This window comes from Micromonospora sp. B11E3 (assembly GCF_039871625.1).
In the GTDB taxonomy this organism is placed as follows: domain Bacteria; phylum Actinomycetota; class Actinomycetes; order Mycobacteriales; family Micromonosporaceae; genus Micromonospora.
The window spans coordinates 1-20,355 of record NZ_JBDPMC010000075.1; the positions used below are offsets into that span (position 1 = coordinate 1).

Annotated in this window: 18 protein-coding genes and 1 pseudogene; 5 read left to right on the top strand and 14 right to left on the bottom strand. The window is 68.8% G+C overall.

Going from position 1 to position 20,355, the window contains the following annotated elements; genetic code table 11:
• Nucleotides 1–245: 245 nt before the first annotated feature.
• Nucleotides 246–449 (top strand): annotated as a pseudogene (locus tag ABGB16_RS27280) (transposase); the annotation flags it as partial.
• Between the two features lie 315 nt (nucleotides 450–764).
• On the opposite strand, the gene ABGB16_RS27285 reads toward ABGB16_RS27280, so the two are convergent.
• From ABGB16_RS27285 to ABGB16_RS27345, 13 genes are all read right to left on the bottom strand, one after another.
• Nucleotides 765–2,489: an FAD-binding protein gene (locus ABGB16_RS27285; protein ID WP_347670948.1), complete on the bottom strand. Its 1,725-nt coding sequence runs from the start codon at nucleotides 2,487–2,489 to the stop codon at nucleotides 765–767.
• A gap of 109 nt (nucleotides 2,490–2,598) precedes the next feature.
• Nucleotides 2,599–3,306, bottom strand: coding sequence for a VIT1/CCC1 transporter family protein (locus tag ABGB16_RS27290; RefSeq protein WP_347670949.1), 708 nt, complete (start codon nucleotides 3,304–3,306; stop codon nucleotides 2,599–2,601).
• Nucleotides 3,307–3,717: 411 nt separating this feature from the next.
• Entirely contained in the window at nucleotides 3,718–3,927 is a 210-nt protein-coding gene (locus ABGB16_RS27295) for a hypothetical protein (protein ID WP_347670950.1), read from the bottom strand.
• On the bottom strand, nucleotides 3,927–4,724 hold the full coding sequence (locus ABGB16_RS27300; RefSeq protein ID WP_347670951.1) for a hypothetical protein: 798 nt from the start codon (nucleotides 4,722–4,724) through the stop codon (nucleotides 3,927–3,929). Before ABGB16_RS27300 ends, ABGB16_RS27295 begins: the two co-directional genes overlap by 1 nt.
• Before the next feature lie 196 nt (nucleotides 4,725–4,920).
• On the bottom strand, nucleotides 4,921–5,706 hold the full coding sequence (locus ABGB16_RS27305) for a dienelactone hydrolase family protein (protein ID WP_347670952.1): 786 nt from the start codon (nucleotides 5,704–5,706) through the stop codon (nucleotides 4,921–4,923).
• A gap of 120 nt (nucleotides 5,707–5,826) precedes the next feature.
• Complete coding sequence (locus ABGB16_RS27310; protein WP_347670953.1) at nucleotides 5,827–6,663, bottom strand: ABC transporter ATP-binding protein; 837 nt, start codon at nucleotides 6,661–6,663, stop codon at nucleotides 5,827–5,829.
• Nucleotides 6,664–6,704: 41 nt separating this feature from the next.
• The gene (locus ABGB16_RS27315) at nucleotides 6,705–7,793 is read right to left on the bottom strand and encodes an iron chelate uptake ABC transporter family permease subunit (protein ID WP_347670954.1); all 1,089 of its coding nucleotides are present in this window, start codon (nucleotides 7,791–7,793) and stop codon (nucleotides 6,705–6,707) included.
• 8 nt (nucleotides 7,794–7,801) lie between these two features.
• Nucleotides 7,802–8,869: an iron chelate uptake ABC transporter family permease subunit gene (locus ABGB16_RS27320; protein WP_347670955.1), complete on the bottom strand. Its 1,068-nt coding sequence runs from the start codon at nucleotides 8,867–8,869 to the stop codon at nucleotides 7,802–7,804.
• A gap of 110 nt (nucleotides 8,870–8,979) precedes the next feature.
• A complete protein-coding gene (locus ABGB16_RS27325) occupies nucleotides 8,980–9,852 on the bottom strand; it encodes an iron-siderophore ABC transporter substrate-binding protein (protein ID WP_347670956.1) in 873 nt (290 codons plus the stop codon).
• 153 nt (nucleotides 9,853–10,005) lie between these two features.
• Nucleotides 10,006–10,866: a deaminated glutathione amidase gene (locus ABGB16_RS27330; RefSeq protein ID WP_347670957.1), complete on the bottom strand. Its 861-nt coding sequence runs from the start codon at nucleotides 10,864–10,866 to the stop codon at nucleotides 10,006–10,008.
• 66 nt (nucleotides 10,867–10,932) lie between these two features.
• Nucleotides 10,933–11,949 carry a hypothetical protein gene (locus ABGB16_RS27335; protein ID WP_347670958.1) on the bottom strand — a complete coding sequence of 339 codons (1,017 nt, stop codon included), beginning with the start codon at nucleotides 11,947–11,949 and terminating at the stop codon, nucleotides 10,933–10,935.
• Nucleotides 11,950–11,978: 29 nt separating this feature from the next.
• Nucleotides 11,979–13,145, bottom strand: coding sequence for a C45 family peptidase (locus ABGB16_RS27340; protein WP_347670959.1), 1,167 nt, complete (start codon nucleotides 13,143–13,145; stop codon nucleotides 11,979–11,981).
• Nucleotides 13,146–13,806: 661 nt separating this feature from the next.
• On the bottom strand, nucleotides 13,807–14,493 hold the full coding sequence (locus tag ABGB16_RS27345; protein WP_347670960.1) for a GntR family transcriptional regulator: 687 nt from the start codon (nucleotides 14,491–14,493) through the stop codon (nucleotides 13,807–13,809).
• Nucleotides 14,494–14,542: 49 nt separating this feature from the next.
• Here ABGB16_RS27345 and ABGB16_RS27350 point away from each other — a divergent pair, with 49 nt between their 5' ends.
• Genes ABGB16_RS27350 through ABGB16_RS27360 form a run of 3 tightly spaced genes read left to right on the top strand, consistent with a single transcriptional unit; the run spans nucleotide 14,543 to nucleotide 17,373 of the window.
• Entirely contained in the window at nucleotides 14,543–15,325 is a 783-nt protein-coding gene (locus ABGB16_RS27350; protein ID WP_347670961.1) for an aldolase/citrate lyase family protein, read from the top strand.
• Between the two features lie 12 nt (nucleotides 15,326–15,337).
• Nucleotides 15,338–16,120, top strand: a complete 783-nt coding sequence (locus ABGB16_RS27355; RefSeq protein ID WP_347670962.1) for a carbon-nitrogen hydrolase family protein — start codon at nucleotides 15,338–15,340, stop codon at nucleotides 16,118–16,120.
• A gap of 14 nt (nucleotides 16,121–16,134) precedes the next feature.
• The gene (locus ABGB16_RS27360; protein ID WP_347670963.1) at nucleotides 16,135–17,373 is read left to right on the top strand and encodes a PLP-dependent aminotransferase family protein; all 1,239 of its coding nucleotides are present in this window, start codon (nucleotides 16,135–16,137) and stop codon (nucleotides 17,371–17,373) included.
• A 114-nt stretch (nucleotides 17,374–17,487) separates the two neighbouring features.
• On the opposite strand, the gene ABGB16_RS27365 is transcribed toward ABGB16_RS27360, so the two are convergent.
• Entirely contained in the window at nucleotides 17,488–18,741 is a 1,254-nt protein-coding gene (locus ABGB16_RS27365) for an aminotransferase class III-fold pyridoxal phosphate-dependent enzyme (RefSeq protein ID WP_347670964.1), read from the bottom strand.
• Nucleotides 18,742–18,863: 122 nt separating this feature from the next.
• Between ABGB16_RS27365 and ABGB16_RS27370 the strand changes: the two genes are divergently transcribed.
• A complete protein-coding gene (locus ABGB16_RS27370; RefSeq protein ID WP_347670965.1) occupies nucleotides 18,864–20,333 on the top strand; it encodes an NAD-dependent succinate-semialdehyde dehydrogenase in 1,470 nt (489 codons plus the stop codon).
• Nucleotides 20,334–20,355 lie beyond the last annotated feature (22 nt).

A 20,355-nucleotide genomic window follows, 5' to 3' on the forward strand; every position in this document is an offset into this window, starting at 1 on the left:
CTCGCCGGACGCGCCAACATCGCCCACGCCCGCCGCGACCTACACAACCGCACCGATGTCTTCGCCGTCTACGGCATCTAGCAAACCATCACCAAGCCGGACAGAAAGAAACAACGCCGGGGCCCTGGCGAGACGGTGAGCCTCAGGCGAGCGGAAAGGCTGTCTTCGCGGGCTCGGTTGATCTGATGGCGACCCCGTACGCGGACGAGAGCCTGTGCCGGGAATTCGGCGACAGGGTCATCGCCGAGGTCAAAGCCACGGACCTGCCCCACCTGCACACCTTCACCCGCAGCCTTGGCCTCGACCGTGACGCCGTCAACGCCGCCCTGACCTACCCCTTCCACAACGGCGGCACCGAAGGCGTCAACACCAAAACCAAGCTGATCAAGCGACAAATGTACGGACGCGCCGGCTTCGCCCTCCTGCGACACCGCATCCTGCTTGGCTAACCGGCACCCTCCGTCACCACCGAATGTGAGACAGAGCCGAATGTGAGACAGAGCCGAAATCTACGCAGTCCCCCGGCCGATGGGGGCCAGCCGGCGGAGATCACCGACTGGTCGCTCTCGAGGCCACCCGGATCGAGGCCGGCGCGGACGGCGCGGTCGTGCTGGCCGATCCCGACGGCAACGAGTTCAGCGTGCGGATGAGCTGAGCACCGCAGGCAGCGCCGGAGACTCGTCATCCTTCTCGGGTTGGCCGGCGGTGACGTGACGGGCGACGACCTCCTTCTCGACATGCCGGTGCCGAGTTGGCGGTGGAGCTCAGCAGCGCCCGCTTACACCAGCACCGTGGGCCCCGACCGGACCGGTGACCGGGTCAGCCGAGTCATCTTCCAGCGCGGCCACCAGTGCTGGTACCACCTCCTGCCAGGATCCGACGATGCCGATGTCCGCAGCGGCGAAGATCGGCGCCGCCGGATCGGAGTTGATGGCCAGTATGGTGCCGGCACCCTGTACGGAGGCCAGGTGATGCGGCTTGCCGGAGACCCCGACCCCGACGTACAGCCGGGGTCGTACGCCACGGCCCGTAACGCCGATCTGTCGGGATCGGGGAAGCACGCCGCGATCGGTCAGTTTCCGGGTGGCGGCCAACTCGGCACCCAGGACCCGCAGCAGGGCCCGCAGGGCGGGGTCCGCCGGATCGTCGACGCCCAGTCCCACGCAGACCACGGCAGCCGCTCGGGTCAGGGCCGAATAGTCGTCGACCCTGCGATGATCGAGCACGGTGACGTCCCGGGAATCGGCCGGGACCTGCCACCACCGCTCGGTGGCGGCCGTTCCCCGGCGTGGCGCCCGGATCGGCAGCGCCCCGGGCCCGACCGTCACCAGGGTCGGTATTGTTTCGCACCGCACCTCACCGCCGGCGACCGAGGCGACGGTCACTCGGCCAGCCCGGGCCACATCGACGGCGTCCGCGATCAGACCCGCGCCGACCAGCACCGCGTACCGCCCGACCACGGCGCGGGCCCAGGCGGTCGCTGGCGCCAGCAGGAGGTCCGGCGGCCGTTCGTGTGACCGGGCCACGGCAACCGCGGCCGGACCCGGGTCGGGCGAGGACCACCGCCAGATCTCGTCGGCCCCCAGGCCAGCCAGGGCCTGCCGATCGGGCCCCGGGCCGCACAACAGGCGTACGGTGCCACCGATCTCCGCTGCGGCGGCGAGCAACTCGGCGGTGAGTTCGCCGTGCTCCGGGTCGGCGAGTACCTCGATCAACGGACCGGGCCGGGGCGGGCCGACGGGCGACGGTGCCGGCACATCGTGGTCCAACGCTCCCCGCCGCCGCAACTCGGCGACCGCCTCGGTGACCTGCCCCACCGCCAGCAGGCGGCCAGCCCGCACCTGCTGTCGGGGCGGAAGCGGGCGGGTGATGGTCGGGCTCTCGCTGCCGGGCACCGCACCGGGGAGCGGCAGGCCCAGCACGGTGACGGCGGGTGCCGGGTCAGGCCGCTCGTGCGGCGGCACCTTGGCCGGAGCGCACAACCGCTCCGCCACGGTCACCACCGCCGGAAGCGTCCCGATCACGTCGACGAGGGCGTCGTCCTGCTCGCAGGTGGCGCGCAGGGTGGAGTTGGTGACCTGAAGTTCGACGGCCGCCCCGGTGAAGGGCAGGTCCAGCAACCCGGCCAGTTGCGGGCCGAGCTGCCCGGTCTCGGCATCCAGTGAGGCCTTGCCCAGCAGGATCAGGTCGAACGGACCGACCTCTGCCACAGCGGCCGCCAGTGCCCGGGCGGTCACCAACAAATCCGCCCCGGCAAGCGCCGGGTCGCAGACGTGGACGCCCGCGTCCGCCCCGTAGCCCAGCGCCTCGGCCAGCAGGTCACGGGCCTGGGGCGGGCCCATCGTGAAGACGGTGCACGAGCCTCCGCTGCGGCGGGCGAGCTCCACACCGTACGCGATCGCGCGTCGGCAGTACGGGTTGATCTCCAGCTGCCCGAACACGGTCACCTGTTTCGCGAGAACGGCGACCCGCACGCTACGGTCGGTCACCGGACCTCCGCCAGGATGTCCCCCGGGCGGGATGGCGGACCGTACGTTGGTCATGATCGTCCTTTCGGAGGTCGGTTCGGTGAGGACCGCTACGCGGCGGGCGGGGATGTCAGGAGAGGCTGGCACCGATCAGGTGACCAATGCCGTACGTGACCGCCGCGGCGAACGCGGCGAGCCCGAGCTGGCGCAGCCCGCCGAACCAGAGGGACACCGCGGTCAGCTTGGCGACCGCGGCACCGGCGGCGAACAGCGCGACGGCGGTCAACACGAGCGCCACCGTCAGCGAGCCGAGGCCGATCAGGAACGGCAGTACCGGCACGAACGCGCCCAGCGCGAACGCGGCGAACGACGAGCCGGCGGCGACCAGGGGCGACGGGAGGTCGTCCGGGTCCACCCCCAACTCCTCGCGTACGTGCACCTGCAACGCGTGAGCCGGATCCCGGGACAGTTGCTCGGCCACCTGGTCCGCCAGTTCCGGATCGAGGCCACGCGCCCGGTAGACGGCCGCGAGTTCCGCCTGCTCCTCGGCGGGGCGGATGGCGAGTTCCCGTCGTTCCCGCGCGATCTCGGCTCGCGTCAACTCGCTCTGCGACGCGACTGAGGTGTACTCGCCGGTCGCCATCGAGCACGCCCCGGCGACGAGCCCGGCCAGCCCGGTGAGCACGATCGTTCGGGTGTCGCCACCGCCACCGGCCACGCCCGCGATGAGTGCGCCGTTGGAGACCAGCCCGTCCATGACGCCGAAGACCGCCGGACGCAGCCAGCCGCCGGTCACATCCCGATGGTGCTGGTGATACTCGGCTTGGATCACGGTCACAGAATTTCTCCCTTGTGGTAAACGCGGCCGTACGTGAGCAGCAGTGTCGTTCCTGCGACGGATGGCCTGCTCTTGTTTCCCAATCGGCGACGAGACGCGTCGGCAGTCCCGCGCACGGAATTCGCCCCGGGCGAATACGACCGTACTAAAGGATCCGCTGCGCTGTCCACGACGGATAGCCTGCCCTTATCGGCCGGTCGCGGCGACAATTGTCGGCGCTTTCGACATTGTCTCCGGATGGGGAAAACCGCCGGCCGGCGCCGGGCGCGCAGAGGCGCGTCCGGCGTAACGGCGGACGAATGTTCTGAAAGGCACGATAATTCGACGAGTGTCGATTATTGGACGGGCCGAAGCGCGGACAGGACCCGCTCGTGGGGTGCGGACGACAACCGCACCCCACGAGAACCTGTTCTATCTCCGGGTGTCGATCACCAGAGCGATGGCGAACGCCAGCATCAGCAGCACCCCGGCCAGTGGCGTGAGCATCAGGGTGGGAAGCACGCTGCCGACGACGAGCGCGGCGGCGACGAGCAGCGTCGCGACGACCGCGACAGCGATCTTCCAGTCGTCACCGACGATGAAGTCGTACCAGAACCTGGCGAAACCCCGAATGAACGCCATCAGACCTCCTCAGAGACGCGCGGGACCGCCACCGTCGGGGTGGCGACCGGGCGTCGTAGGGCCCGGACCATGATCTGGGACAGCAGGTACCAGGCGACGAGCAGCGCCACGATCGCCAGGTCACCTCCGGGCCAGCCGAGGCTCTCGTGGTCGGCAGTCAGTACGCCGAGCCCCTCGATCGCCCAGTAGGTACCGAAGGCGGCGAGCATGAGCCCGACGCCGTACTTCAGTGTGTTCTCGGGCACGCGGGACAGCGGGCCCCGGGCGGCGATGCCGACCCCGAGCACGGCGACGGCGCCGAGTACCGCGGCCGCGATCGCGACCGGCATGTTGCGGGCACTCAGGCCGAACGTTATGACGATGAAGACCACCTCCACGCCCTCGAGGAAGACTCCCTTGAAGCTCACGACGAAGGAGAACCAGTCCAGGCCCATCCGCTTGTCCGCACCTGCCGCCCGCGCGGCGCTGACCTCCTCGGCGAAGATCTGGTCCTCGTCGTGCATGGCCTTGCGCCCCGACGACCGCAGGATCGCCTTACGCAGCCACTGGAGCCCGAAGATCAGCAGAAGCGTCCCGATCGTCAGCTGCAGCGCCGCCTCGGGCAGCCAGGTGGCCAGGGCGTAGCCAGCCGCCGCGGTGAAGCCGGCCAGAGCGGCCAGCGCCGCCGCCACGCCGATGAGAGTAGACCTCCAGCCTCTTGTCATGCCCATTGCCATCACGATGGTGAGGGCCTCGACCATCTCGACGATCGATGCCGCGAGCACCGCGACACCGAGGCCCCATACGGCCGCGTCCATCCACTTCCACCTTTCCTGTTCGCTGATCCGACGTTCGTCGGAGTTATGGCGGCCGGCACGGTCCGGATCCGACGACCTGGCCTTGCGCCATGCAGAGAAATGCAACTAGGAGAAACCGGCGCCCCGCCGCCGCTGGACGCCGATCCATCTGCGTCGATCAAAATTGCGCGACCCCGAACGGCAGAACGAATAGTCGCTACAGACGAGCGGTGGGGTCCGCCGTCCGGATGAAACCGAGCAAACGACGCCAGGAGTCGTCACATTCGCTGCGGTACTCGCTGAAGGCCCGGTCGAAGTACGAGTGCGGTGCGCCGGGATAGGTGTGAACGCAGTGGGAGACACCCGCGTCCACCAGCCTCGTGCGGAACGCCTCCACGGTCGTTTCCGGGATGCCCTTGTCCGCGCCGCCGAACAGACCGAGCACGGGGGCGCGCATGCGGTGGACCTTGTCGACGGGGGCACCCAGGCCGTCGTTGTAGCGGCGCGCCGCCGGCGTGCCATAGAACCCGACCACGCCGGAGAGGTCACCGCGTTCCGCGGCGGCGTGGAAGGCCAGGCGACCGCCCTTGCAGAAGCCGACCAGGTAGAGATTCCGGACGTCGGTCACCCCGCGCAGGTGGGCGATGGCCGTGGTGAGGTCGGCGTAGATCTCCTCCCCGGTGTTCACCGCGTCGTGCTCCTGGAAGACGAAGTCGGACGGGCGGGGGTCCGCGCCCGCCGTGCGCCCGTAGTAGTCGAAGGCGATGGCGTGGACACCGGCGTCGGCGAACCGCTCGGCGAGCTCCTCGTAGAACGGGTGCAGGCCACGGGTGTCGGGCGCGATGACGACGCCGGTGTCGCCGCTGTGCGCGGGCGCGACGTACGCGCGCAGCGTGCTGCCGTCCCCGCTGGTGAGGATGACGGCACCGCCGCCGGGGCCACCTGGGGCGGGGACGAGTTCGGCCGGCACCTTGGGCGGGCTGGCGGACGGCGGGTGGCACATGGGTGATCACACCTTCGGGGTAGTAGTCGACGGCAGGCGGTCTGCCGGCGATCGTGAGAACTCGAACAGGCGGCTACCGGACACCGTCCAGTCGCCAACCGGGAGGTGCCGAGGGCCTCCCTAGCTGCTTCCCAGCGGGACCTCCGCGGCCCTGCCCCGGCTCCTCGCCCGGGCGGCGGGCACGATCATTGGCGTTCCGGTCTCTGGATCAGCCATCACGGTGCAGGGCAGGTCGAAGGCGTGTTCGATGAGCTCGGCGGTGACGATCTCGGCGGGCGGCCCCTCGGCCAGGACCTTCCCCGCGCGCATGACGATCAGGTGGGTCGCGTAGCGCGCGGCCTGGTTCAGTTCGTGCAGGACGGCGACGATGGTCCGGCCGCCCTCCTCGTGGAGGTCGGCGCAGAGATTCATGACATCGATCTGGTGCGCGATGTCGAGGTAGGTCGTGGGCTCGTCCAGCAGCAGCAGCGGAGTCTGCTGTGCCAGCGCCATGGCGATCCACGCCCGCTGCCGCTGACCGCCGGACAGCTCGTCGACGCATCGACTGGCCAGCTCGAAGACATTGGTCTGGCGCAGCGACTGGGAGACGATCTCCGCGTCCTCCTTGGTCCACTGCCGGAGGAACCCCTGATGGGGATAACGCCCACGTGCGACAAGATCGGCCACGGTGATGCCGTCCGGTGCGATGCACGTCTGCGGCAGCAGCCCCAACCGGCGAGCGACCTCCTTGGTGGGGTAGGAGGAGATGTCCGCCCCGTCGAGATGCACCACACCACGGGCCGGCGCGAGCATCCGGGACAGGGCACGCAGCAGAGTCGACTTTCCGCAGGCGTTCGGGCCGATGATGATGGTGAACGAGTTGTCGGGGATGGAGACGCTGAGGTTCTCCGCCACCGTCCGCTCGTCGTACTTCAGTGACAGTTCCGTGGCATTCAGCCGGGTACCGTTCGCCGACATTCGTCTTCCTCCGCCGTGGACCCCAACGTTGTCCTTCATCGCTACACCCTGTTCTTGCGTTGTTCGCGGATGAGCAGCCAGACCAGATAGCCACCGCCGAGGACGACCGTCGCCACTCCCACCGGCAGGGCGGTGTTCGGTACCACCCGCTGTGCGGCCACATCGCTGACCGCGAGCAGGACTGCCCCCATCAGCGCGGACGAGAAGACGCCGGGAGAGGAACCGCGCACGACCCGCCGGGCGATCTGTGGTGCGGACAGCGCGATGAAGGCGACCGGCCCCGCGGTGGCCACCCCTGTCGCCGCGAGCAGCGTGGCGGTCAGGAGGAGCCCCGTGGTGAGCCTCCGCACCGACAGTCCGAGCGCGGACGCCGCGTCCGGCCCCATCTCGAGGAGGCGCATCGGGCCTCCCAGGAATCCGGCGGTCGGCAACAGGACCGCCAGGGCGACCGCCATGATCGTCACCTGCGCCCAACTGGTGCCGTGCAGGCTCCCGACCAGCCAGGTGTAGGCCGCCGCGGCATTGTCCAGGTCCGCCTTGAGGATCATGTACGCGGTGCCGGACACGAACATCGCGGAGAGGCCGATGCCCACGAGGATCATGCGGTAGCCGCCGGGGGCTCCCCGTTGGTACGCGAGGCCGTGGACGAGCAGGGCTGCGCCCAGTCCGCCGACGATGGCCCCCGCGACGATCTGCGCGTGGTTGGCCGACATGATCAGGATCATGAACACCGCGCCCGCCGAGGCGCCGGAGGTGAATCCCATGATGTCCGGACTCGCCAGGGCGTTGCGGGACACGCTCTGGAATATCGCCCCCGACGCGCCGAACGCCGCGCCCACCATGACGGCCGCGAGCGCGCGCGGCAGTCTGATGTCCATGACGATGAACGAGGCGAACTCGCCGCCCCAGGTCAACGCCGACCAGATGTCCCGGGGTGCGATCCAGAGGTCACCGACGAGCAGTTCCAGGAAGACACAGCCCACGGCCAACACGAGCAGCACCGAGCACACGGCGACCGTACGGGTGCGGTACCGCACGCTCACGCGTCCGTCGAAGGCCGTGACCAGTCCCTGACCGGCTGGTCTGAAGTTCTCGTCCGCGAGAGCTCTGATCGCGGTGGGGGTCTGCATGTCCGTCCTCACAGCTGCGCCAACCTTCTCCGGCGGACCAGGTAGATGAAGACCGGAGCGCCGATGAGTGCGGTGACGACGCCGACTTCGAGTTCGGAGGGTCGGACGATGAGCCGTCCGGCCACATCTGACGCCAGCACCAGGATGGCGCCCAGGAGGACCGCGTAGGGCAACAGCCACTTGTGGTCAGGGCCGGTGATCGCCCGCGCGATGTGCGGGACGACCAGCCCGATGAACCCGATAGGGCCCACCGCCGCGGTCGCCACCCCGCACAGCAGCGTCACCGCGACCACTCCCACCGCGCGGGTTCTCGCAATCTTGGCGCCGAGCGCCCGCGCCGTGTCGTCGCCCATCGCGAGCGCGTTCAGGGCCCCGCCCATCGAGAGGCTCAGCACGATCCCCACGGCCACGAGCGGCACGACGACCAGCAGGGTGTCCATGCTCTTACCGGCGAGACTGCCGACCACCCACTCACGGAAACCGTCAAATGCCTTCCGGTCCAGCAACACGATGGCCGAGATAAATCCGTTCAGGACCGCACCGACCGCCGTGCCCGCCAGGGCCAGACGTACCGGACTCGCACCGGATCGGCCGACCGCTCCCAGCGCGTACACACCCACGCTGGTCACGAATGCGCCGAGCAGAGCCAACCACAGGTAACCCTGAAGCGTGTGCAGTCCGTACACCGAGATGCCGATCACGACCGCCAGGGCCGCGCCGCTGTTGACACCGAGGATTCCCGGATCCGCCAGCGGATTGCGGGTCAACGCCTGCATCAGGGACCCGGCCATCCCCAGGGCCATCCCGACGCAGATCGCCAGCGCGGTACGGGGCAACCTGAGGGACCGTACGGTGATCTCGTCGATGGACGGGTCAGCGGGATAGTTCGTCAGCGCCGTCCACACCGCCGAGATCGACGTGGTGTGCGATCCCACGGCCAGGCTCGCCAGGGCCAGGACGACCACGACCGCGGCCAGGATCAACAGGCCCGCAGTCAACTTGGCCCGCCGCAGCACGACGACATCAGGCGGGGCCTTGCCGTCGGCCATACGCTGATACGTGTGGGTCGCGCTCACTGGTGCACCATCCTCTGCGGATTGAAATTGATCAGGTTTCCGGTGCGGGCACCCCGGATAGCCCCGGGATGCCCGCAGCAGACGTCACAGACAAACGGCCGCACGACAACTCAGCCGGTCAATCCGAACTGCTTCTCGATGTCGTCGAGCATCGAGTTGGCCGCCGAGTAGCTCAATCCGGTGATCCAGGTTTCGTCACGGACGTTGACGATCTCGCCGTTGAGTCGCTTCCACAGCGGGTTCGCCTTGAATGTCTCGGCCTGGCGGGCGGCCGCGTCGTCGCCGGAGCTGGCGATGAACATGTACTCCGCGTCCAACATCAACAGATTCTCCTGGCTCACGTCGACCCGCGAGCCGGCGGCGTCCGTCGCCTTGTGATCGCTGAGGACGAAACCCGCGTCCCGCAGGACGGAACCCGCGAAGGAATTCGCCACGTAGAGGCGGACCGTCGCCCCGCCGCTGAATCTGATCGGCGCCGCGGTGGGCGCGTGGCCGATCTTGTTCTTCAACTTCGTGCCGATCTCGCTGGCCCGGGACTCGTAGGTGGAGATCAGCTTCTCGGCGTTCGCCTCGGTCCCGGTCGCGGAGGCCAGCAGTCGGAGGATCTCCCGCCAGCCCACTCCGGTCTGGTCGGACATCACCGTCGGTGCGATCTTGGAGAGCTGGTCGTAGATCTTCTCGTGCCGGAACGACTGGGAGATGATGAGATCGGGCTTCGTCGCCGCGATCTTCTCCAGGCTCGGTTCGAGCAGCGGGCCGACGACGACAGCGTCCCCCGCCAGCTTCTCGCCGTCCGACCCCAGGTAGTCGGGCACCTTGCCCTTGCCCAGGCCCAGATCGGTGAGGGCGACGACCTGGAGCCCCAGAGCCACGGAACCGTCGACGAGGGGTCCGGTGAGCGCGGCGATGCGGACCGGCTTCTGCGGGATGGTGGTCGCGCCGAGGTCGTGCTTGATCGTGCGCGGGAAGGCGCTGCTCCCCATGCTGGTCGGGCTTTCCTTCGGATCGGTCGTGCCGCCACCACATCCCGCCGCCACAACAAGGAGCGCGGATATCGCCACGACGGCTGACATGCCTCGAATGGATCTCACGGATCTTCTCCCTGAAATTCGTTTTCTGAAATCACGTTGCTGTGATCACGCCCGGACAGCCCAGACGTGACCGTGGTTTCGGGCCGCGTGGGGCGCCGCGTCCGCCCCCGTCGGCGCCGGGCGCAGTACGGGGTCGGAATAGCGTCTGTTCTTCAGCACGGGAAGCGTTTCGCGGGCATACGCCAGCCGCTCCGGCGAAAGGTCGGCGAAGAGCAGTTCCTCGCTCTCACCGGCTCCCGCGAGCGTCACGCCCAAGGGGTCGATCACCATGCTGCGGCCGATGTTCCTCGGGCCGCACTCGCCGACCGCGGCGACATAGACCGTGTTCTCGAGCGCCCTCGCGGTGACGTTGACACTCCAGTGGTGCTCCTTCATAGGCCCCCTCACCCAGGCGGCCGGTAGGACGAGCAGGTCGGCCCCGTCCAGCGCCAGGCGTCGGGCGGCCTCCGGAAACCGGACGTCGTAGCAGGTCATCAGGCCGACCCGCCAGCCGTCGACCTCGACGAGGCGGGGTACCTCGTCGCCCGGAACGACCGCCCGTGATTCGCGGGCATTGAACGCGTCGTACAGGTGCAGCTTCTGGTAGGTGGCGACGAGGTCACCGCCGCGCACCACGATCGAGGTGTTCCTCACCATCCCGCCGTCGGACGGCACATGGACCACGGCGACCACGGTGAGCGAGTTGTCCCTGGTCAGGTCGCGCACCCCCTGGACGTAGTCACCGTCCAGCGGCTGGGCGGCGCGCCGCACCAGACCAGGATCGTCGATGGCGCGGGCAAGAACACCTTCCGGCAGGACCAGCAGGTTCGCTCCCCTGCTGACGCACTGCCGGACGAACCGGCCGCACACCGCCAGGTTCTCCTGCCAGGTCGGCGCGACCGCGTACTGGCCCAACGCCACTCTCATGTCTCTCCCCCTGCTTCTGATCCCACGTGCCGCCCACCGCGGTGGCGCCTCGGGTGTCAGCCGTCCTCAGACGTCGACCCCGAAGAACAGGTCGTCGACGGTCGGGCGGTTGGTGATGATGTTTTGGGACACCATTTCGTCCAGGAACGAATCAAGCATCGTCCGGTTGGGTTCGAGGCCCTGCGCGTTCCAGCCCGGGGTCAGTGCCGTGGCCGTACGCTCCAGATCCTGGAGAATCCATGGTGTGGTGTCGCAGTGCCTGGCCCTGCTGAGGCCCCAGATCCGCTCGGACTCCACCAGCACCCTGCTCACCGCACCGGCGAGGTTCGGGTACGTCTCGTGCACCGGCCGGCGCACGGTCAACAGGTGGATACCGGGCACGAACGCCACTCGCCGGAAGTATTCGATCTCGGCTGCCACGAAATCCGGCAGCAGATGTCTGAGTCCTGTTTTTCCTTCGATGAACCCGGGCGGCATGAACGCCGTCATGATCGCGTCGAGCTTTCCCGCCTGGAGCAGACTCATCAGGGACGTGTCTTCGGGGATACCGTTGACCGTCCCTTTCTGTTCTCCGTGTCCCACGTGGTTTCTGACCGGGTCCTGGTCGGTCAGTCTACCCACGTACCACCGGGCGTCGGGAATGTCGATCCCGGCTTCGCGGATCGCGGCTTTGGTCCATATGTTCCCCGAGTCGACCCACCCGGAAAGACCGATGCCCGCGCCTTTCAGTTGATCGATCGAGATCATGTCACTCTCGACCCGTGTCAGGAGGCACCGATGACGGAACCCCCGCATGACGAAGTGGGGAATTCCGACGATGTCGTCTCTCCCGGCGGCGCGGGCCTGAACGTACCTGGACAGGGAGGTTTCCACCACGTCGTAGACCTCGTGCCCCATCGGGTACAGCTTCTCCGCACCCACCACCCGGAGGTCGAACTCGTCGTCGGTGACTCGACCGAGAACCGCCGGAACCACGTGGTCCCAGTTCCGTACCGCGACCGTCGCTACCGTTTTCGTTTCCACTAGCACCCTCTTGTCGGCCGGTGTCCGCTTCTCCTGCGTCCCATCCGTGGTGCCGCCCACGCCTCGGTGGGCACGTCCGGTGCCGGTTGTCAGAGCGTTTCGTCCGCCAACAGACGACCATCGATTGAATACTGGTGGTACAGCGACTCGGACGGTGGTCCGGCGCACGCCCAGATCCGCCCTGCCGACGGCTCGGCCAGGAGAGACCCGACCGTGATGCTGTCATCGGCCGGCGGCGAGCCCGCTGTCGGACCGCAGTCCTGCAGGGTGTGGGACAGTGCGTGGGGTGCGTCCGACCGGTCCCGCATGATCGCGGCCACGGTACGTGGGCAGAGCGCCCCCGCCTGTTCCTTCATCAGCGTGTCGATGCGCTGCTGACGCGTGCGTGAGTTGTGCAGACCGGCCGGAGTCGACCGCTCCTCCAGCAGGAACTGGGGCGAGAGGTAATGGTTCGCGTGCGTCAGGATGCCATCGACCGGACGCAGCACCGCCACGTCAGACGGGGTGTTCTCGAGCCCCACGAGCTCCCCGTGGCGGTCCATGACCATCAGGTTCCGGGACGAGGCGCGCGGTAGTCGGGTCAGCGCGGTCACCGCATCCTCCACCGAATCCTCGGCCATCAGGTACCTGCTGAACAGGTACCGTGGGAAGCCCGGCCGCCAGCCGTCACAGTGCAGGAAGTTCGCGACGACGCCCATGCCCTCGCCGCTGATCCCGATGTACGAGATCTGGCCCGCCGGTGTCAGCATCAGAACCTCGGGCCCGGACGTCGGCTGCACGTTCATGACGATCAGCAGATCCTGGTAGAACGCGGGCAGGTCGATGTTCTGACCGATGAGGCCGACGCCCGAGGACGTGGCGTCCCGGTGGGCGCAGAACGTGGTGCACTCGTTGTCGTCCGGCCGTGACCGCCGTCGCAGGTCGGCGTTGACCTCGGCCCGGAGCTGCAGAAGATAGGCGTGTTCGAGGCTGATGTCCGCGCCTTCGGACAATCCCACGATCTCTTCGTCGAAATGTGGCGCGTGGCGCTGGACCCAGGGGCGGAACCGGTTGACCGCCGTGGCGATCACCTCGTGTTCCACACCCACGAGTCCCAGCCGATCAAGGACCGTGTCCAGGTGGGCTGCGACAAGGTCGCGACAGGCCTCGCCGTGTTGCCGGCCGACCTCGGTGGGCGTCCCCGCGAAGCGGTGCAACGAGAGGGAGCCAGGTGCGGCAGCACCCGGCGGGGACGAACGTCTGCCGTTGCCAGTCATGGAATCTCCACCGGTGTTGCCATGCTCGTCATCGAGCGGGGAAGGGAATTCGCGATGTATGGGCCATGTATACCTGACGTTTGCATCCCAGGTCAACGGCTTGGTTGGCGCTCTTGGCGATTATCCGTCGACTGGCGGCCGGGCCCACCCCCGGCACTGTCCAGCGAACGCGAGTGGTCGAATCCGGGCAGTTTTGCGGCTTATGGCGGCTGGGTCATGGCGTACGTCGGGAACTGCCGCTCTGGCTTTATGGCCGGCGACGTGGACTCGCGACGGGAGAGGACCCCTCCGGCCGCCGTGATGTTCGCGGGCGTGACGCGCGGGCCGGCAGCGGCAGGGAACCCGGGGGTGGACACCGAGGCCGAAGACCTGCGAGGCGGCGCGTTTGACGAGCCAGCGGGGGGACGTCTCACTCTTTGACGATGGTGTGGACCTCGTGTATACATGGCCCATACACTACGAACCCCCTTCCATGACTCGAAGGCGGGCACGGCACAGCGGCGGAGATCCCATGACTGTTCACCGGCAGACGATCGTTGCCACCCGGCGACGCCGCGCCGCCGAGGGTCACGGCGGGGGCCGGCCGACACGTCGTACGGGGACGAGCCGGCCAGTCACCACCGGCCCCGTCGGGGTCGGTGGTGCACCTCCGCGTACCGGCTCAGCGCATGTGCGCGATGACCGCCTCGTCGGGCGACAGGTGCTGACGCAACGTCTGGGCGGCCGTGTCGAAGTCGAAGCGCACCAGCGCCTCGTAAATCGCCCGGTGCTGGGGGGCGATGACACTCAGCCGGTGCGGGCGCAGCGACACCGCGGTGACAGCGATGCGCTGCTGCCGCGGGCGCAGGGTCTCGAAGAGCTCCGCGTGGACGCTGTTCCCGGCCGCCCTGATCAGCGACGAGTGGAAGAAGTAGTCCATCTTGGCGTGCTCGTTGATCGCGTCCCGGTCGCCCCTCTTGATGGCCTCCACCCGCTCGGGGTCCTCCATCAGGTCCAGGTGGTTCTCCAGGGACGGGGGCACCGGGATCCTCTTGCTGCAGAGGATCTCGAAGCCGTGCAGCTCCAGCAGCGAGCGCATCTCGTACGTCTCGACCAGCTCCAACGCCGTCACCGGGCGCACCTGAGCACCGCGCCGGGGCAGCAGATCAACGAACCGCTCGGCCGCCAGGCGCCGGAACGCCTCGCGGACGGGGGTACGCGAGACGCCCGCCTCCTCGCACACGATCTTCTCCTCGAGGAACGACCCCTCAGGGAATCGCCCGCTCAGGATCGCCTCTCGCGTCCACTCGTACGCACGTTCTCCCGCTGTCGCGTTCGCCCCACCCGAGGCCGAATTAAGCGCCGCCATGACACCCCCACCTACTGAAGTATACGCAGCGTATACCTAAGGAGCCTCTGTGACCACCCCACAACAGGACCGGCGCCTCGCAGCCTGGCTGTCGAGCCCGAACGTCGCCGCCGCCGAGATCGTGGCGAATCTCGGGTACGGCGCGGTCGTCCTCGACATCGAGCACGGATCGTTCGACCTGGCCGACCTTGATCGGTTCATCCCGCTCCTCCGTGGTCTGCGCCTCGATGTCCTCGCCAAGGTCCACGGGCCGGAGCGGGCACCGATCCAGCAGGCCCTCGACTTCGGCGCGACGGCCGTGGTGATCCCGCACATCGAGAGCGCCGGTCACGCGCGTGCAGTATGCGCCTTCGGAAAACTCCCGCCGCTGGGTGACCGCAGCTTCGCCGGCGGCCGCACCGCGGCCTACGGCGGCTTTGACGACGCGTGGATCAGCGAACAGGACACCACGACAAGGGTGTACCCAATGATCGAGGACGCCGGGGCGCTGGAGGAGATCGACGGGATCCTTGCGCTGCCCACGGTCGACGGTGTCTTCGTCGGCCCCAGCGACCTCTCGCTTCGCCGCCGACGCGGCGCCTACGCCCGCACCGCGGAGGACTTCGCGGATCTGGCCCGCGTCGCCGATGCCGCCGCGGCCGCGGACAAGCCCTGGGTCATGCCCGCCTGGAGCGACGACGAGAAGCGGTTCGGTCTCGATCATGGTGCTGACCAGCTCGTGTTGACGATGGAGCACGGGGCCCTGATGTCCGGGTTCCGGACGGCGCTGACACAGACACGGTCCATGCTCACGGCCCACCTGACCAACGATCCGGGCACCGGGGAGAAATAGATGATAGCCACATTGGCCCAGTTCCGGGCCACCACCGACAAAGCCGCCAATCTCGCCACGATCGAGTCGCTGGTCAAGCAGGCGGCTTCCCGGGAGTCACGGCTCGTCGTACTCCCGGAGAACGCCATGTACTCCAACCCCGACCCGACCGCCGACATCACCGCCGACACCGAGCCGCTCGACGGCCCCTTCGCGTCAGCCGTCGCGGGGCTGGCCCGCCAGCACGGACTCGCGATCGTCGTGGGCATGACGGAGGCGCCGGCCCCGGGCGGCCAGAAGGCGACCAATGCCGTACTCGCGGTCGACGAGCACGGCGACCAGATCGGTGTCTACCGCAAGGTCCACCTCTACGACGCGTTCGGTTATCGCGAGTCCGACCGCGTCGAGGCCCATCCCCCACGTGCCCTCACCTTCGGCATCGACGGTCTGACCTTCGGCGTCATGACCTGCTACGACCTGCGCTTCCCCGAGATGGCCCGGTTCCTTGTCGACGCCGGGGCGGACGCCATCGTCGTTCCGGCCGAATGGGCGGTGGGTCCCGCGAAGGAAGACCACTGGGTCACGCTTGCCCGGGCACGAGCCATGGAAAACACCGCCTACGTTCTGGCCTGCGGACAGACCGGCCCGACCTGCACCGGTCAGAGCATCGTCGTCGACCCGATGGGCATGGTCGTGGCCTCGGCCGGGGAGGGTCCGGGACTTGCGAGCGCGACGATAACGGCAGCCAGGGTCACTGTGGTGCGGGCGAAGAACCCGAGCCTGTCCCACCGTCGCTTCACTGTCGTCGCACGGTGAAGGTGAGAACCCGCATGTCCAGCGCCATGTCCAGCGCCATGTCCCGCCCGATGCTGCCCTTCGCCGCCCGGGCCGAGGGGCTCGTCGGCTCCGTGATCGATTCCAGCACCTCACTGCTGCACCGCCAGCAGCACGACATCGTACGGTTCGCGATGGGTAGTCCCGCGGTCGAGGCGGTGCCCTCGGCGGTGCTCCGGCAGATAGGTGTCACCGCTCTCGGGCCGGGGGCCGCGGACGCGTACGACTACGCCGCCACCGAGGGCGACCCGCCGCTGCGCGAGGCGCTGCTGGCGGCGCTGCGCGGCACCAGCGACGAGACCACGGCCGACCGGCTCACGATCACCAGCGGCGGGATGCAGGGACTCGACCTGTTCTGCAAGATCTTCATCGATCCCGGGGACCTGGTCGTGGTGGAGTCACCGACGTACACCAACGGCAGCGCGACCGCCCTGTCGTACGGCGCACATCTGCTCGAGGTCCCCGTCGACAGGGAGGGCATGCAGGTCGACGCGATGGCGCAGCTGGTCGAGGAGGCCGGTCGGACGCCCAAGGCGATCTACACGATCCCCACCTTCCAGAACCCGTCCGGCGCGACCCTGTCGCTGGCCCGGCGGCACCGGCTGCTGGAACTGGCCCGGTCGTGGGGCTCGATGGTCATCGACGACGACCCCTACGGCCTGCTGCGGTTCGCCGGCGATCCACTGCCGACCCTGCGTGAGCTCGGCGCGGGAGACCCGCTGGTGTTCGCCGTCCGGACCTTTTCCAAGATCGTCGCTCCCGGGCTGCGGGTCGGCTGGGTGGACAGTGCGCCGGAGCTGCAGCAGCTGCTGATCAACGCCCGGCAGGCGATGGACACCTGCACCAACCTGCCCGCTCAGCGGCTGCTCACCGGGTTCCTGACCGGCGGGCACCTCGACGATCACCTCGTCGCCCAGCGGGCTGAGTACCGACGCCGCAAGGAGGCGATGCACCGCGCGCTGCGCGAGCACTTCGGCGACATCGCCCGCTGGACCGACCCCGAGGGCGGCTTCTTCCTCTGGGTCACCCTGGAGAACGGTGTGAACACCACCGAACTGTTCGAGGTGGCCCTCGCCGAAGGCGTCGCGTTCATCCCCGGCGCGGCCTTTTCACCGTCCGGGCGGTTCACCGACGCACTGCGGCTCTGCTTCGCCTCCACTGGGCCCGAACGCACCCTGGAGGGCATCGCCCGGCTGCGGCGCGCCGTCGACATCGTGGCCGGGGGCAGCCGGTGAGGTCGCCGCCGGGCGGTGGGCGTCGTCAGGACCACCACCGTCCGGCGGCGAGCCACCGATCGGACGAGGGGCCGATCGGGTACGGCGGAACCGGCCCCCGTTCGTGAACGCGGGTCAGGCCGCCGCTGCCCGTACGGCCTCCGCCCAGATCGTGCCGGCTTCCCTCACCTGCTCGGAGGTGACGACGAGCGGCGGGATGAACCGGACGACCTCTCCCCAGGCGCCGCAGGTGAGCAGCAGCAGGCCTCGGGCGACCGCCTCCCGCTGAGCTGCGGCGGCGGTGGCGCCATCCGGGTTCCCGTCGGCGTCGCGGAACTCGCAGCCCACCATCAGGCCCAGCCCCCGGACGTCGGTGACCTGCTTGTTCTCGGACGCCACCCGGCGCAGAGCCGCGCGGAGTTCGGCGCCACGGGCGGCGGCGTTCTCGACCAGTGCCTCATCCTGGATCACGTCGAGCGTGGCACGTGCCGCGGCGCAGGCCACCGCGTTCGCGCCGTACGTGCCGCCCTGCGAGCCGGGCCACGCCTTCTCCATGACCGCGGCCGGCGCCGCGATCGCCGACAACGGAAAGCCCGAGGCCAGTCCCTTCGCGGTGATCAGCACGTCGGCGCGGACGTCGAAGTGGTCGCCACCCCAGAAGCTTCCGGTACGCCCCCAGCCGGTCTGCACCTCGTCGAGGACGAGCAGCACGCCGTACCTGTCGGCGCGTTCCCGTAGGCCGGCGAGGAAGCGGGTGTTGGCCGGCACGTAGCCGCCCTCGCCGAGCACCGGCTCGACGACGAACGCGGCGATCTCGTTCGGCGGCGCGACCGTCTGGAGCAGATGGTCGAGCTCCCGCAGCGCGAAGGTGGTCGCCTCCTGCTCGCTCCAGCCGTAGTGGGACGGGTTCGGGAAGGGTGCGATGACGACGCCGCCCATGAGAGGGCTGAAGCCGGAGCGGAACCTGGTGCCCGACGTGGTCATCGAAGCGGCGGCGACGGTCCGGCCGTGAAAGCCGCCGTGGAAGACGACGACGTTCGGACGGGCGGTCGCCTGGCGCGCCAGCCGCAGGGCCGCCTCGACGGCCTCGGACCCGGAGTTGGCGAAGAACATGCGGTCGAGGCCGGCGGGGAGCACCTCACCGAGGCGGTCCACCAGGTCAAGCAGGGGGCGGTGCATGACCGTCGTGTACTGGGCGTGGATGAGAGTCGCGACCTGCCGCTGAGCCGCTTCGACCACCCGTGGGTGGCAGTGTCCCGTGCTGGTGACCCCGATGCCGGCGGTGAAGTCGAGATAGCGGCGGCCGTCCTCGTCGTAGAGGTGAACGCCTTCGCCTCGGGCGGCGATGACTCCGGTCGCCTGCTTGAGGATCGGAGAGAGTTCTGCCACGAGGGCTCCTATGGTAGATTGTCGACAATCTGATTGGATGCAAGCCTACAGCAGCTCACGGCCGGCGTCAGCCCACGCGAACAGCACCGACTTCCCGGCATCTTGAACAAAAGGGACACTGAATGATCGAGCAGCATACTGAGCGGTCAGTCGTCGAGGCGGCGCCGAAGCAGCTCTTCATCGCTGGCGCGTGGGTCGACGCGGCGGCAGGGGCCACCTTCGACGTCCTGGACCCCTCCACCGGGGAGGTGCTGTGCGCGGTGGCGGACGCCTCACCCACCGACGGGACGGCCGCCCTCGAAGCGGCCGCCGCGGCGCAACCCGCCTTCGCGGTGACCCCACCGCGCGAGCGTGCCGACATCCTCACTCGCGCCTTCCACCTGATGCACGAGCGGATCGACTCGCTCGCCCTGCTCATGACGCTGGAGATGGGCAAACCGTTGGCGGAGTCACGCGGCGAGATCGCGTACGCCGCCGAGTTCCTCCGCCACTTCGCCGAGGAGGCCGTCCGCATCAACGGCGGCTACCAGGTCGCGCCGAACGGCAACGCCCGCTTCCTCGTGACGAGACAGCCGGTTGGTCCGTCACTGCTGATCACGCCATGGAATTTTCCGATGGCGATGGGTACCCGCAAGGTCGGCCCGGCGATCGCCGCCGGCTGCACCAGCGTCATCAAGCCCGCCCCACAGACCCCGCTGTCGATGCTGGCCCTCGCCGCCATCCTCCACGAGGCCGGTGTGCCCGACGGCGCCGTCAACGTCGTGACCACCACCAGGGCGGGCGAGGTCACCGCGCCGATGATCCGTTCCGGCAGAGCCCGCAAGCTGTCGTTCACGGGCTCGACGGCGGTCGGCCGGCGACTGCTCGAGCAGTGCGCCGACCAGGTGATGCGCACGTCCATGGAGCTCGGCGGCAACGCCGCGTTCATCGTCTTCCCGGACGCCGACCTCGACGCGGCCGTCGACGGCGCAGTCGCCGCGAAGATGCGCAACTCCGGCGAGGCGTGTACCGCCGCCAACCGGATCTACGTACACGTCGACGTCATCGACGAATTCGCCGCGAAGCTCGCCCGGAAGATGGCCGCCCTCCCCGTCGGCCGCGGCGTCAACGACGGCGTACGCGTCGGCCCGCTCATCGACGCCGCCGCGCGGCAGAAGGTGCAGTGGCTGGTGGAGGACGCCCTCCGGTGCGGCGCGAAGGTACTCACCGGTGGCGAGGTGCCGGACGAGCCAGGCTACTTCTACCCGCCCACCGTCCTGACCGACGTGCCCGAGACCGCCCGGATGCGGCACGAGGAGATCTTCGGCCCGGTCGCTCCGCTCACCGCCTTCACGACGGAGGAGGAGGTGCTGGCCGCCGCCAACGACACCGAGTACGGCCTGGTCAACTACGTCTACACCAATGATCTGTCCCGCGCGCTGCGGGTGGCCGAGGCTCTGGAGTCCGGCATGGTCGGCGTCAACCAGGGAGTGGTCTCGCACCCCGCCGCGCCTTTCGGCGGGGTGAAGGCCTCCGGCCTCGGCCGCGAGGGCGGTCCGACCGGTATCGACGAGTTTCTGGAGACCAAGTACATCGGCATCGCCATGGCGTGAGGTGACGCCGCGGCCGACAGAC